At 64.2% G+C, this 12,254-nt stretch carries 12 protein-coding genes and 1 tRNA gene; 9 read left to right on the forward strand and 4 right to left on the reverse strand.

Annotation, left to right across the window (positions count from 1 at the left end; all coding sequences use genetic code 11):
- Window positions 1-60 precede the first annotated feature (60 nt).
- Both PBR20603_RS02385 and PBR20603_RS02390 read left to right on the forward strand, forming a co-directional pair.
- A tRNA-Val gene (locus PBR20603_RS02385) sits at window positions 61-137 on the forward strand.
- Window positions 138-461: 324 nt separating this feature from the next.
- Window positions 462-749, forward strand: a complete 288-nt coding sequence (locus PBR20603_RS02390; protein WP_150557930.1) for a hypothetical protein — start codon at window positions 462-464, stop codon at window positions 747-749.
- A 122-nt stretch (window positions 750-871) separates the two neighbouring features.
- Here the strand turns inward: PBR20603_RS02390 and PBR20603_RS02395 are convergent, their stop codons facing one another.
- Window positions 872-1,765, reverse strand: a complete 894-nt coding sequence (locus PBR20603_RS02395; RefSeq protein WP_150557931.1) for a LysR family transcriptional regulator — start codon at window positions 1,763-1,765, stop codon at window positions 872-874.
- A 146-nt stretch (window positions 1,766-1,911) separates the two neighbouring features.
- Here PBR20603_RS02395 and PBR20603_RS02400 point away from each other — a divergent pair, with 146 nt between their 5' ends.
- The 7 genes from PBR20603_RS02400 to PBR20603_RS02430 all read left to right on the forward strand — a co-directional run bounded on the left by PBR20603_RS02400 (window position 1,912) and on the right by PBR20603_RS02430 (window position 10,359).
- Window positions 1,912-2,601 (forward strand): glutathione S-transferase family protein, encoded by a 690-nt coding sequence (locus PBR20603_RS02400; RefSeq protein WP_150557932.1) that lies wholly within the window; start codon window positions 1,912-1,914, stop codon window positions 2,599-2,601.
- Window positions 2,602-2,617: 16 nt separating this feature from the next.
- Window positions 2,618-3,592, forward strand: coding sequence for a pyridoxamine 5'-phosphate oxidase family protein (locus tag PBR20603_RS02405; protein WP_150557933.1), 975 nt, complete (start codon window positions 2,618-2,620; stop codon window positions 3,590-3,592).
- A gap of 500 nt (window positions 3,593-4,092) precedes the next feature.
- Window positions 4,093-4,941, forward strand: a complete 849-nt coding sequence (locus PBR20603_RS02410; RefSeq protein WP_150557934.1) for a DMT family transporter — start codon at window positions 4,093-4,095, stop codon at window positions 4,939-4,941.
- Between the two features lie 115 nt (window positions 4,942-5,056).
- The gene (locus PBR20603_RS02415; RefSeq protein WP_150557935.1) at window positions 5,057-5,953 is read left to right on the forward strand and encodes a LysR family transcriptional regulator; all 897 of its coding nucleotides are present in this window, start codon (window positions 5,057-5,059) and stop codon (window positions 5,951-5,953) included.
- A gap of 112 nt (window positions 5,954-6,065) precedes the next feature.
- A complete protein-coding gene (argG, locus tag PBR20603_RS02420; protein ID WP_150557936.1) occupies window positions 6,066-7,400 on the forward strand; it encodes an argininosuccinate synthase in 1,335 nt (444 codons plus the stop codon).
- 227 nt (window positions 7,401-7,627) lie between these two features.
- Window positions 7,628-9,022: an HdeD family acid-resistance protein gene (locus tag PBR20603_RS02425; RefSeq protein ID WP_150557937.1), complete on the forward strand. Its 1,395-nt coding sequence runs from the start codon at window positions 7,628-7,630 to the stop codon at window positions 9,020-9,022.
- 164 nt (window positions 9,023-9,186) lie between these two features.
- Window positions 9,187-10,359, forward strand: a complete 1,173-nt coding sequence (locus PBR20603_RS02430) for a lipase family protein (RefSeq protein ID WP_150557938.1) — start codon at window positions 9,187-9,189, stop codon at window positions 10,357-10,359.
- Window positions 10,360-10,639: 280 nt separating this feature from the next.
- On the opposite strand, the gene PBR20603_RS24540 is transcribed toward PBR20603_RS02430, so the two are convergent.
- The 3 genes from PBR20603_RS24540 to PBR20603_RS02445 all read right to left on the reverse strand — a co-directional run bounded on the left by PBR20603_RS24540 (window position 10,640) and on the right by PBR20603_RS02445 (window position 12,170).
- Window positions 10,640-10,810, reverse strand: coding sequence for a DUF6726 family protein (locus PBR20603_RS24540; RefSeq protein ID WP_425495783.1), 171 nt, complete (start codon window positions 10,808-10,810; stop codon window positions 10,640-10,642).
- 218 nt (window positions 10,811-11,028) lie between these two features.
- Window positions 11,029-11,310 carry a DUF1653 domain-containing protein gene (locus PBR20603_RS02440; RefSeq protein WP_150557940.1) on the reverse strand — a complete coding sequence of 94 codons (282 nt, stop codon included), beginning with the start codon at window positions 11,308-11,310 and terminating at the stop codon, window positions 11,029-11,031.
- Between the two features lie 68 nt (window positions 11,311-11,378).
- Entirely contained in the window at window positions 11,379-12,170 is a 792-nt protein-coding gene (locus tag PBR20603_RS02445) for a bestrophin-like domain (RefSeq protein WP_150557941.1), read from the reverse strand.
- Window positions 12,171-12,254 lie beyond the last annotated feature (84 nt).

Below are 12,254 nucleotides of genomic sequence, written 5' to 3' on the forward strand. Positions count from 1 at the left end.
GGTATTTCGCGCGAAAGACTTGCCAGGTTGAAAAATTGACCCTATACTCGCGGTCTTTCTAGGCTCGTAGCTCAGCTGGTTAGAGCACCACCTTGACATGGTGGGGGTCGTTGGTTCGAGTCCAATCGAGCCTACCAACGAATCAAAGCACAAGGCGTTGCGCGTTTTCGCGTGACGCCTTTTGTTTTTTCTGCGGCCGATTTTTGCTCGTCGATTCGTCTGGCCTGCGAGCCAACGAAGCTCGTCCACCTGCGTTACAAAACGACACATCCCAGACAAACTCGTAGCACCTGCTACGCGGCCTCGTCGATACACTGGCTTCAACGGTTCGACGACAGGCATCACTACCCCGACGCTTCACCCGCCTTCGCGAATCGATCCGACTCACTGGCTACATTTGCCGACGCGCGCGCAGCATCCTCGCCCTTTGCACCGACCTGCGAGCGCTTTTGGAGGACACCATGAAACGCATACTTGTCATCGCTGCCCTCGGCGCTGCTGCCGCTGTCGCTTCGAGCGCCGCATCGGCCCACGTGGATGTTGGCGTTTATCTGGGCGTGCCCGCGCCGGTCGTTGTGGCGCCGCCGGTCTACGCGGCACCGCAGCCCGTCTATGTGCAACCGCAGCCGGTGTACGTTGCGCCGCAGCCGGCCGTCTACTACGGCCGCGACCGCTGGCACGACTGGCGCGATCGCCGCTGGGACGACCGTCACGATCGCGGCTGGCACCGAGGCTGGGACCGCGACTGATTGCATCAAGAACGAAGCGGCCCGCCGGTTGGCGTCGGCGGGCTTTTTAAGCGGGAAGCGGCACTGTCGCTTTCCGCGTTCTTTTATCTGACGCGCCTGGCGCACCTGCCGGGCATCCCCGCTCACACCATCGGCACGTCGCGCAATTCCCGCTTCATCCAGTCCACGAACGCCCGTGTGCGCGACGGCAACAGCCGGGCGTGCGGATACACGATACTGACGGGACGCGCAGGCCCTTCGTAGTCCTTGAGGACGCGCACCAGGCGTCCGCTGGCCAACGGCGCCGCGACCTGATAGGAAAGGAAGCAGCCATAGCCTATCCCGTCGATGCACGCTTCGACGGCCGTGTTGCCGTGACTGATTTCGAGATTACCGTCGACCGGAACGGCGAACTCGCGCCCACCCTCCCAGAACCGCCACTGCCCGAAACCGCCGCCATACGCGCGGATGCAGTTCTTGCCGATCAGCTCGCGCGGGTGTCTCACCTCTCCCTGCTCAGCCAGACACTCGGGACTTGCCACCACCACACGCCGGATCGCCCCAATGCCCTGCGCGACGAGGGAGGAGTCCTCCAGTGGCGAGATGCGAATGCCGACGTCGATGCCTTCCTCCCAAAGGTTCACCACGCGGTCATTGAGCAACAGACGGCACTTGACGGCCGGATAAGCGCGCAGAAAGCGGTAGAGCGCAGGCGCGACGTGCAGTTGCCCGAAGAGCACGGGTGCCGTGACCACGAGAGTGCCGGTCGGCGCTTCATGCCGTGCCGCCAGACGCGCCTCGGCCTCTTGTATCTCGCTGAGGATCTGACGGCACGTGTCGAGATACGTCCGCCCCTCTTCGGTCAGCGCGATACGACGCGTCGTGCGATTGAGCAACCGCACATCGAGCGCGGTCTCTAGCGCCGCCAGAGTGCGCACCACCGCCGGGAGCGAAGCATCGAGAATGCGCGCCGCCGCGCTCAGGCTGCCCTGATCCACAATGGCGACGAACGTCTGCATGGCACGAAGTTTATCCATGCCGCGCATCATTACTCCGATTTTTGGAGTAGTCAAATCAACTCCCAGGCATTTATCCGGAATTCGGCAGGATAGAGAATGCGTCCATCGCGTGACGGCTTTGGCAGCAGGGCCGGCACCCCGCCAGTCACTACCGGAGACGTTTCATGACTCACCCCGCTGAAGCGCAAGTGCAACATCCCGTTCTTCCTGCTCGCCCCGCACGTCCGATCCGGGTCTATCGGCACGGACTCTCGGGCCATTGCCATCGCGTCGAACTGATGCTGCATCTGCTGGATCTGCCCTACGAGACGATTGACATCGATCTTGTGGCGGGAGAGCACAAGCAACCTGCTTTTCTCACGATCAACCCCTTCGGTCAGTTACCCGCCATCGATGACGACGGTCTGGTGATCGCCGACTCCAACGCGATCCTCACGTATCTCGCCACCCGGTACGACACCGGTGGCGAATGGCTGCCGCGCGATGCCGTCGGCGCCGCGAAGGTGCAGCGCTGGCTGTCGGTGGCGGCCGGCGATCTGGCGTTCGGGCCCGCCGCGGCACGTATCGTCGTGCTGTTCCAGCGCCCCGTCGATGCCAGCGCGATGATCGAGCGCGCCGCGCTTCTGCTCTCGCGCACCGAGGCACATCTCACCGCACCGCAAGCCACGCCGTTCCTCGCGGGCCACAGGGCGACGATTGCCGACATCGCCTGCTACGCGTATCTCGCGCATGCCCCGGAGGGCAATGTCTCGCTCACCCCCTATCCCGCCGTGCGTGCCTGGCTGGCCCGTGTGGCTGCGCTGCCGCGCTTCATACCGATGGCGTCGACGGCGTGCGGCCTGAACGCCGCCTGAACCTCGGGAGGACATCATGACCGCGCCCGGACAAACGTCGCCGACGGTCTCGCCGTTCCACGCCGGCGAGATGGCCGTACAAACGCTCGCCGGTTCCCGCGAGGTGATGGCGGACCTCGGGCCGCGAGTCATTCGTACCGCAATGCCGGAGCAGCATCGTCAGTTCTTTGCGCAGTTGCCGTTTGTCGTCGCGGGCGCGCTGGACTCGAACGGTCAGCCCTGGGCAACGCTACTGAGCGGCACCCCCGGCTTCGCGCACTCACCCGACCCGACGCTGCTGCGCGTGGACGCACTGCCGCCCTCGACCGATCCGTTGCATGGCGCGATGACGTTGGGCGCGCCGATCGGCGTGCTTGGGCTGGAACCGTCGACACGCCGCCGGAATCGCGCAAATGGGCCGGTCGTCGAAGCGGATTCGCGAGGCTTTGCGATTCGCGTTATGCAGAGCTTCGGCAACTGTCCGCAGTACATCCGCAAACGCGACATCACGCCGCACGGCCATGATGAAGCACCTCGGGCCGAGGCACCGCAAACGTCGCTCGACGACGATGCGCAATGGCAGATCGCCAGCGCCGATACGTTCTTCGTCGCCACGCATTACGCCGGGGAAGGCGCGACCGAGCGCAGCGCCGGCACAGACGTGTCGCATCGCGGCGGCAAGCCCGGCTTCGTGCGTGTCGAGGACGTACACACGCTCACATGGCCCGACTTTCGCGGCAACGCCTTCTACAACACGCTTGGCAATCTGCACGCCAATCCTCGCGCGGGGCTGGTGTTCGTGGACTTCGCATCGGGCGACTTTCTTCACGTGGCAGGCGACGCCGAAATTCTCTGGCACGACGAAGCACAGAGTGGCTTCGAAGGCGCACAACGACTCGTGCGTGTGCATGTGCGGGAAGTGCGGCGCGTACGCAGCGCATTGCCTGCACAGTGGCGTGACGGCGAGACCTCGCCCAGCGTTGAACGCACGGGAGCGTGGCCGACAGCCTGATCCCTCATCGATGCCGCGCGCTTGCCGCGTGCAGACGCTACGTGTAGATTGTGTGCACGCCCTTCGAGTGACGGGCGTCATTTGTCTCTTCATCGATCCATGACTGCCCACGCGTCCCTCCGACTTGCCAAGTCCGACGTCGCACCGCTGCAACGCGGTGTGGGCTCGCGTCTTCGCGGACGCTTCGTGGCAGTCGCGCCTCCCCCGCCCTCCCCAGTGGTTGCGCCAGCCGGCGTAGCACCGCCCGCGGTAGTGGCCGCTGTCGTTAGCGCCGTGGCCTGACGCCACCGCTGGCGCGCTGGGTGTTCGTCACCCGGCACAACACCTTTTCATCCGAATTTCAGTTTCGATCCGCCTGTTCGTGCGTTGCGCATCGAACGCGATGACACGTCGTCATGCAGTGCATGCGACCGGTATCGCGTCACGGAAAACGGCGTTCTCGCGCCGCTTTCATCGACATGACGCCCGGCAGGCTGGACATCCTGTTCAGGGGAAGATCGATGCAAGTTGACAGTCTCGCGTGGCGCCGGCATGGCGCGACGCTCCTGTTTGTTCTGCTCTGGAGTGGCGGCGCACTGGCCGCCAAGTGGGGGCTGACGCACGCGTCGGCGTTTGCGTTTCTCGTGGTGCGGCTTGGCGTGGCGCTCGCGGCGCTCACGCTCATCGCGTTGACGCGCCGTCGCTGGTGGCCGGCGGCAGGCACCCGATGGCAAGTCGCCGGCACCGGCGCGTTGCTCGTCGGCGGCTATCAGGCGGCCTATCTGCTCGCGCTTGCGAACGGCATCACGCCCGGTGCGCTCGCGACGGTGTTGGGTGTGCAGCCGATTCTCACACTCGTGGCGCTCGAGCGAGCGCATAGCGCGCGGCGTCTCGCCGGGCTGGCCGTCGCCCTGGCCGGGCTGGCGCTCGTTGTCGCGCAAAGCCTGATGTCGGCGCGACTGTCGGCGGCGGGCTCGGCGTGGGCTCTGACCGCGCTCGCGTGCATGACGCTCGGCACCCTCGCGCAGAAGGGCTCGCGCCAGACGCCGCTCGACGTGCTGCCGCTGCAATACGCGGTCGGACTCGCCCTGGCCTTGCTTGTCGCGCCTACGCAGCCGTGGCACATCGATGCGTCGTTGGGGTTCTGGCTGCCGCTGCTCTACATGAGTCTCGTGATTTCGGTCGGCGCCACGCTGCTGCTCTATCGAATGATCGCGACGGGCAATCTCGTCACCGTCACCAGTCTGTTCTATCTGGTGCCCGTGGTAACGGCGTTGCTCGACTGGGGCATCTTCGGCCATCGCCCCACAACACTGGCCGTCGCGGGTACCGCAGCCATCCTGCTGGGGCTGCGGCTGGCGCTGCGATGACTCGGCGCGGACAGCGCGAGCCTCACGTCGGCTAAGATTGTCGGCTTCCGGGTGACAATGATGAAATAAACCCTCTCGTTGTCACCCGCACTCTTTTACGATCGGGAGCTTGCCGATGGATTTGCTCGACGATATGCGTATCTTCGTCACCGCCGTGGACGCGATGAGCTTTACAGGTGCGGCGGCGAAGCTCGGGCTCTCGAAGCAGTTCGTGAGCCGCCGAATCTCGTCGCTGGAGCAGGCACTGGGCGCGCGGCTGCTGCTACGTACGACGCGGCGGCTGGCTGTCACCGACCTCGGCCGGATCTATTACGAGCGCGCACGGCGCATTCTCGACGATGTGGAGGCTGCCAACCTCGCCGTGAGCAGTCAGGGCGAGCGTCCGCGCGGTAATCTGCGCGTCTCCGCGCCCATGTCGTTCGGAACGATGTTCCTCGGATCGGTTATCCCGTCGTTTCTCGCGACCTATCCCGACGTCACGATCGAGCTGGAACTGAACGACCGCACCGTCGACATCATTGCCGAAGGCTACGACGTGGCGGTACGCATCGGCGAGCTGGCCGATTCGTCGCTGATCGCCCGGAGCGTCGCGCCCATGCGAATGGTCACGTGTGCGAGCCCGCGCTATCTGGAAGCCCACGGTGCGCCGCACACCCCCCAAGACCTGCGTGACCACGCCCTGCTGCCCTACGGCCACACCCAGCGCGTGAACTGGACCTACGCGCGCGACGGGCATCCAGTCGAGATCCCGGTCGCCGGACGCTTGCGCGTGAACAACGGCGAACTGGCCCGTGACGCCGCTGTGGCCGGGCTCGGTGTGACCTGGCTGCCGGTGTTCATCGTGGCACCCGCATTGTTGAGCGGACGCCTGGTGACGGTACTCGACGACTTCGCGCCCGCCCCGACGGCGATTCACGTCGTCTATCCACAGCATCGTCAGGCATCGCTCGTGATTCGCGCGTTCTCCGATTTCCTTGCTTCGGCGTGCAGCGTGGCGGGTACGCAATGGTGACGATTTCAGGGGGGAAAGGGGTCGCGTCGCGCGGGAATCGGCCGTCAGACTTGACCATCCATAGCCCGGACGGGGATACTTGACAGGTTAAAAACCCAGCTTTTCCACGCCGATGACCACGATTCTGCAACACATCCCCACGGGACAACGGGTCGGCATCGCCTTTTCGGGCGGTCTCGACACCAGCGCTGCGCTGCTTTGGATGCGCCAAAAAGGCGCGATTCCGTACGCTTACACGGCCAATCTGGGTCAGCCGGACGAACCCGACTACGATGAAATCCCGCGCCGCGCCATGGGTTACGGTGCCGAGAAGGCCCGCCTGATCGACTGCCGCACGCAACTCGTGGCCGAAGGCATCGCCGCCCTTCAATCGGGCGCGTTCCACATCTCGACCGCCGGCGTCACCTACTTCAACACCACGCCGATCGGTCGCGCCGTCACGGGCACGATGCTCGTGGCCGCAATGAAGGAAGATGACGTCAATATCTGGGGCGATGGCAGCACGTACAAGGGCAATGACATCGAGCGCTTCTACCGCTACGGTCTCTTGACCAACCCGAACCTGCAAATCTACAAGCCGTGGCTGGACCAGACGTTCATCGATGAACTCGGTGGCCGCAAGGAAATGTCGGAATTCCTGATCGCCAACGGCTTCGATTACAAGATGTCGGTCGAGAAGGCCTATTCGACGGACTCGAACATGCTGGGCGCGACGCATGAAGCCAAGGATCTCGAGCACCTGAATTCGGGCATCAAGATCGTGCAGCCCATCATGGGCGTGCCGTTCTGGCGCGACGATTGCGCGATCAAGGCCGAAGAAGTCACCGTGCGCTTCGAAGAAGGCCAGCCGGTGGCACTGAACGGCAAGACATTCGCCAATGCCGTCGAGCTGTTCGAAGAAGCCAACCGCATCGGTGGCCGTCACGGTCTGGGCATGAGCGACCAGATCGAGAACCGCATCATCGAAGCGAAGAGCCGCGGCATCTATGAAGCCCCGGGCCTCGCGCTGCTGTTCATCGCTTACGAGCGACTCGTGACCGGCATCCACAACGAAGACACCATCGAGCAGTACCGCGAGAATGGCCGCCGTCTGGGCCGTCTGCTGTACCAGGGCCGTTGGTTCGACCCGCAAGCCATCATGCTGCGCGAGACCGCGCAACGCTGGGTGGCCCGCGCCGTGACCGGCGAAGTGACCATCGAGCTGCGTCGCGGCAACGATTACTCGCTGCTCAACACGACGTCGCCGAACCTCACCTACAAGCCCGAGCGCCTGACGATGGAAAAGGGTGACTCGGTCTTCACCCCGCTCGACCGTATCGGCCAGCTCACGATGCGCACGCTCGACATCGTCGACACGCGCGAGAAGCTGATGACCTACGCCAAGGCGGGTCTGCTCACCGCATCGAGCGACGACGCCCTGCCGCAGCTCGAAGGCAAGAAGGACTAAGCCAGCTATCTGACGTATCGACATATCGCCTCACGGGGCGATGCGTCTGTATTGTCCGCCGCAAAGGCGGCGCGCCCCGGAAGGAGCGCGCCGCCTTTGTTTTTGGTCTGTCACGGTTGACGCGCTAAGATAGCGTCAAAATAAGCCAAATCCTAAATCCTCCCGCATTCGGGGTGCGCGCTCTGCCCGTGATCGGCGGGGCAGGTGCATGCGTTGGAGACCTTACGTTGGTACGTCTGATACTGCTGTTACTTGGCGTCGATTACTTGCGACGCCGGGCGAGTGCGCTGATCTGGATCGGCGCGATCTTCTTCGCCTTCGGGCTGGCGCTCATCGTCGACGCGCTCGACGGTGTCGTCCACTTCCCGCTCAAGGTGTTCGCCTGGCTGCTCCTGCTCGAAGGGCTGGCAACGCTCGCCATCGCTACGATTGGCGTGGGCGGTCAGCGTCTGGTGCGCGGACTCAAGGGCGGAACGTTTACCGTCGCCGCACTGCTCGTTCTCTTCTTCGATCAACGCAACGGCAACTTCTGGTTGTCGATGCTGTTCGGCACCCTGTTCCTTGCCGACGGGCTGTTGCAATGCGTGGCCGCGTACGTCGTGCGGTACCCGCGCTGGGCGTGGGCGATGGCGGGCGGGTTGCTCGAGATTGCCGTGGCGATCTTCTTCTACCAACCGTATCCGACGCATTACAAGGGCACGCTGCCCTACGCCATCGGGCTCGGACTCGCGTTCACCGGCTGGAACCTGCTGGTGCTCGCCATGCGCGCGCGACGCATGCGCCGCGACTTCCGCGTCGAGCAGATTCTCGGCGGCCCGGAGGACAAGCGCCGCCTGTGGAGCGAACGTCCCCGTGCGCCTCGCTGGGACGGCCCGCCTGCCGATTCCGAGCCCGCGTTGACGGTACACGTCTGGACGCCCTCAGGGTCGTCCAAGGCGCCTGCACGCCGCCACCCGGTGATCGATCGCTACATCGCCGCCGTCGACAAGAACGGTGTGATCTCGACGGGCCACGCGGCGCTCGAGAGCCACGAGGGCGTGTACGTGAGCCTCTATCCGGCCAAGGAAATCGACCGCTCCCCTGATCAGTTCGGACAACTGCTGCGCGCCACCCGCGAAAACGATGTGCCCGGCGTGTTCCAGCCGGACTATGCAACCGAATCGAAGGCCTGGTGCCCATCGACGGTCAAGGTCCGCATTCGCAACTACAGCCCCCGCCAGCTGAGCGCGTTTTGGCAGACGTACCAGCAGAACGCCACCTACAACCTCACGCACCGCAACTGCTCGAGCAGTGTCGCCAAGGCCCTTGAAGCGGCCATCGAAGGCCGTGTGGGACAACTGGCGAATGGGGCCGACGCTGGCTGGTGGACATTCGTACGCCTATGGCTCACGCCCGAGTTGTGGGTCGCAGCGCAACTGCGCAAGCGAGCCAAGACGATGGCGTGGACACCGGGGCTGGTGCTCGATTACGCGCGCGCGGTGAGCATGCTCGTCGATCCGCGTCCGTTCGGCTGGATCACGATGTCGTCGCTCGCGCTACGCCGCATGCGCAGGTCGCGTCGCGCGTGGCGCGAGGCCGCCAGGCAAGCCGCCGTCGCTCAGTCCCGGGGCAATCACGCGTGACACGGCTAACTGTGCATTGATGCAGAGGGCCATCGAGACATTCGTATGGGGACGGGGTAACGTCACTTGTACTGGCCGGGGCGATGGCAACCCGCATTCGGGCGGCGCGTGTTCGTCGCCCGTGCGAGCTTCAGAAGCACAACCCGAGACGAGGACAGTTCAACATGTTCAACCGCCTGTGGCGTTTCGCGAGCGCCGCCCTGTTCGCCAGTCTGGTCATCGGCCGTGCCGCACACGCGATCACGCCCGACACCGCTCCCGCCACCATTCCCCACGGCGCCATCGTCGACCGGCAACCGCTCGAGGCCGATCACGGCTTGCCCGAGGCCGGCGAGCAATTCCGCATTCGTTACAGCTCCATCGACGGCGTTGGCGGCATCGAAGCCCGCGAGGATACCGGTGTCGTCTTCCTGCCCAAAGGACCGACGCCCCCCGGCGGCTGGCCTGTCGTCGTATGGGCACACGGGACGGTTGGCGTCGCGAGCGCGTGCGCCCCATCGCTGAACGTGCGCAGCCAACGTGATATTCAGTACCTCGGCACGTGGCTGTCGCTCGGCTTCGCCATCGTGGCGCCCGATTACGCCGGCCTCGGCTCGCAAGGACTGCATCACTACCTGAATTCGCGCGCGCAAGCCTATAGCGTGCTCGACAGTCTGCTGGCTGCACGCAGCGTGTTCCCGTTGCAGAACCGCGTGGTGCTCGTCGGACAGTCGCAGGGCGCGCACGCGGCATTTGCGGCGGCGGGGCATCAACCCCACTACGCACCGGACGTCAAAGTGGTCGCGACCGTGCTGACGGGTACGCCGTACTTCAATGCCCAGACGTCCGCCGCCATGTTGTTCGCGAGCCAACCCGATCCGGGCGCACCGGACCCGAAGATCCCTTACGCGATGTACCTGTTCCTGTCAGCGGCCGATCGCGATCCGACGTTGCAGGCGGCGCGGTATTTTTCGCCGCAGGCGCTGCCAGTGCTCGACGAGGCCCGCACGCTTTGCATTCGCGAGTTGACCGATCACTCCACTGCCGCTGGCCTGAACGCTGGCAATAGCCTCCAGCCGATGATCCAGAAGCTGCTGCATAACCAGACGCCGGCATTGCGCTACTCAACGCTGCACATCAAGCATCCGGTGTTCATCGGCATGGGCACGACGGACATCGACGTGCCGCTCATCATGCAGCAAGCGTTTGCGCGCGATGTGTCCAAAGCGGGAACGACCACGCTGGTCCGTGTGTATGACGGGCTCGATCACGACGCGACGGTCAATCCGTCGCTACGCGACTCGGTCCCTTTCGTGCTCGAACAGATGTCGGCGAAAGGACGTGCACGCGCACAATAACTAGAGGAAGGATTCGAGATTTCGGAGGGAGACAGACGGACGGCGAACGTGAGACCGGAAATAAATCATTGATTTCATGATATTTATTTCCCGTTGCAAGCACGCAACACATGGGGGCTTACGTAAAAATACATATGGTGCATTGCAGCACGACATCCTATACTGAACTCGTCTCCTCCATGTCTCCTCCTGATATGGATTTAGCCCGCACCATGCGGGCTTTCTTTTTTTCTGCGGCCGGAAAGCCAGTTGCCGTCCGGCCAATCAACGCCCGGGGCGATCAGTCGATAGCGGCCGCGCACGCGTCCGTCGGCGCCGCCAGCACGCCTCCCACCCCTGGAATGATCTTCAGTCCGGCCGATGTCACCCGGCACGGCGCCGCGAGCAATCCACATCCCGACACCGACGTCACGAACGGAAGAACCGCGAACAGGGCCCACCAGCGGCGCAGGTTGCGCGGCGCGGGCCTCGAGGCAGCTTTGGCCTCGTCCGTGTCCTCGACGTGGGGGGTGGGCTCGCCGGCGGTCACGGGTCGAACGCGCGAAACGGCAATGGCCTGATGGCGCATCGGGGGGAGCGTGGTCATAAGGGGATGTCCTGAAATGGGCGGGATGCCGGCAAGTCGTGCCGTTCGGGCGCGTCGCTCACAAACGCGCGATGCGTGATGGCTCACGTGGCCGGTGTCGTGTGACCGATGTACGTGAAGCGTGGCATCGGCCCGCTGTCCGTCATCACCGGTTCATTCCAGATACGCAGCAGGCGGGTGCTCATAGGCAGCCCTTCACGCGGATAGAGTCGCGTATAAACGACCACCGGTTCATCGGTCTCGTCGGCGCGGGCGATGCCCAGCGCGAGATAGCAATTGCCTTTGTAGTGACGGTAAACACCCGGGCGGAACGCCTCGATTTCCGGCGTGGATTCCGCCGATGGCGCTGGCACATTCGAAAACATCGTTCTCTTCTCCTGCATACGACAACCGGATTCGATCCGGCACAAGACGCGCTCGCGAACGTTCCGCGTCAGCGCGGAACTGCGATACCTACCGACTTCGCCAGCGGCGCGGGCGAGATGCCCGACACGCCGCGGAACGGCTCGTCCAGATTGATGATCAACGCGATCACCATCCCGATCGCCCCCATGTGGATCGCGATGATGAAATTGCCTTTCCACGAGCCCGGATACCGGCCGTTCATTGCCATCGCCGCCAGCATGAAGAGCGAGATGACCCACCAGAACACACCGGGTACCGTTTTCGTGGAGTTCTCGAAGCGTCCTTGCCGCGACTCTTCCAGCCGGTCGAGCAGCGTACGGATCGAACTGGCGCTGTCTTCGTGCCTCGCGACCACACGGCGCGTAGCGCCGACGAACGCCGTCAGGGCGTCTTCCGTGACCGGCGACAGATCGGGATCGGCCGTGCTCAATGACGTCCACTCGTCGGTCACGGCAGACTTCACATAACTGCGCAGCAGCACGCGGGCCGCCTGCGCATCGGCATCTCCGACCGCCTTGAGTTCGCGATCCAGACGCCTCACCACCGACGCTTCATGCAACGCCTGATCATCGGCATGACCGAGGTTAGCGCGCACGTCGGTCAGCACGTGAGCGAGCACGAAAACAATGAAGGCGAGCAGACTGCCATGAACGACATCGGCCACCGTGCCGCGAACTTCAGACGGATCGGCCAGCCGGTCGAACAACCAGATGCGCGCAAGCCAGGCGACGACAACGGCGAGCAGCGCCGTGCCGAGCGCCATGCAGACGAGCAACAGCGCCGTCGGCAGCAGCGTCATTTGGTCAACCAGCCATTGCATTCGCGTCCCCTTGCATGCGTCGTTATCAAACCTCTATGGAACCAGCATCGCGGCGGTACGTCACGCCACGTAAGGCCAAGTCAT

Source organism: Pandoraea bronchicola, assembly GCF_902459805.1.
Taxonomy (GTDB): Bacteria; Pseudomonadota; Gammaproteobacteria; order Burkholderiales; family Burkholderiaceae; genus Pandoraea; species Pandoraea bronchicola.

Bases quoted from the DNA above. Each gene is read 5' to 3' on its own strand.
- PBR20603_RS02390 (WP_150557930.1), top strand. From the start codon at position 462: ATGAAACGCATACTTGTCATCGCTGCCCTCGGCGCTGCTGCCGCTGTC.
- PBR20603_RS02395 (WP_150557931.1), bottom strand. From the start codon at position 1,765: ATGGATAAACTTCGTGCCATGCAGACGTTCGTCGCCATTGTGGATCAG.
- PBR20603_RS02400 (WP_150557932.1), top strand. From the start codon at position 1,912: ATGACTCACCCCGCTGAAGCGCAAGTGCAACATCCCGTTCTTCCTGCT.
- PBR20603_RS02405 (WP_150557933.1), top strand. From the start codon at position 2,618: ATGACCGCGCCCGGACAAACGTCGCCGACGGTCTCGCCGTTCCACGCC.
- PBR20603_RS02410 (WP_150557934.1), top strand. From the start codon at position 4,093: ATGCAAGTTGACAGTCTCGCGTGGCGCCGGCATGGCGCGACGCTCCTG.
- PBR20603_RS02415 (WP_150557935.1), top strand. From the start codon at position 5,057: ATGGATTTGCTCGACGATATGCGTATCTTCGTCACCGCCGTGGACGCG.
- argG (WP_150557936.1), top strand. From the start codon at position 6,066: ATGACCACGATTCTGCAACACATCCCCACGGGACAACGGGTCGGCATC.
- PBR20603_RS02430 (WP_150557938.1), top strand. From the start codon at position 9,187: ATGTTCAACCGCCTGTGGCGTTTCGCGAGCGCCGCCCTGTTCGCCAGT.
- PBR20603_RS02440 (WP_150557940.1), bottom strand. From the start codon at position 11,310: ATGTTTTCGAATGTGCCAGCGCCATCGGCGGAATCCACGCCGGAAATC.
- PBR20603_RS02445 (WP_150557941.1), bottom strand. From the start codon at position 12,170: ATGCAATGGCTGGTTGACCAAATGACGCTGCTGCCGACGGCGCTGTTG.